This is a genomic window from Rhizobium sp. PDO1-076, from assembly GCF_000247475.1.
Taxonomy (GTDB): domain Bacteria; phylum Pseudomonadota; class Alphaproteobacteria; order Rhizobiales; family Rhizobiaceae; genus Allorhizobium.
In genome coordinates, this window is the sequence record NZ_AHZC01000374.1 from 1 (window position 1) to 531 (window position 531).

Below are 531 nucleotides of genomic sequence, written 5' to 3' on the forward strand. Positions count from 1 at the left end.
GGGGTCGGTTCCGGCTGAGGGCGGAATCCTACGTTAAGGGCTTGAGTTTTGAATTTGGATCGGTAGCCGACGATTTGGTCAGTTTGTAGTAGTCTTAGCGGCATGGACGGTGATGCCGACAAGATTGACGATGCTGTTTTGGCCCTGCTTTGGCTGACGCTGCATAACGGGCAGCGAGCGTGGAAGGGTCATGACTGGGATGCGCTGGATCGTCTCCATCGCAAGGGACTGATTGCCGATCCGGTCAGCAAGGCGAAATCTGTCGTGCTGACAGATGAGGGTCTGAAACGGGCGGAGGAGTTTTTCCAGATGTTGTTCACGTCCCCGAAGTAAGCGGTTTGCCGCTGCTTTTGGGCCACCTGTATTCGCCGGTCAGCAGGATGTGCGCCCAGCCGAGCGGCGAGATGTGGGCGAGTAGTTCCGGCGGCGTGTCCAGGCCTGCCTTCTGGCGCTTTGCGACGGCTTGGCCAAGATGCAGCGTGTTCCAATAGATGATAATGGCGGCGAGCAGATTGAGGCCCGCCATACGGT

Annotated in this window: 2 protein-coding genes; one reads left to right on the plus strand and one right to left on the minus strand. The window is 58.0% G+C overall.

The features are described 5' to 3' along the window. Positions 1 to 102 precede the first annotated feature (102 nt). The gene (locus tag PDO_RS17455; RefSeq protein WP_007605065.1) at positions 103 to 333 is read left to right on the plus strand and encodes a DUF6429 family protein; all 231 of its coding nucleotides are present in this window, start codon (positions 103 to 105) and stop codon (positions 331 to 333) included. Here PDO_RS17455 and PDO_RS17460 read toward each other — a convergent pair. Further along, positions 317 to 531, minus strand: a 215-nt coding sequence (locus tag PDO_RS17460) for a Tn3 family transposase (RefSeq protein WP_007605066.1), incomplete at its 5' end; no start/stop codon positions are given. The genes PDO_RS17455 and PDO_RS17460 overlap by 17 nt on opposite strands.

Coding starts and splice junctions, on each gene's coding strand:
- PDO_RS17455 (WP_007605065.1), top strand. CDS start 103: ATGGACGGTGATGCCGACAAGATTGACGATGCTGTTTTGGCCCTGCTT.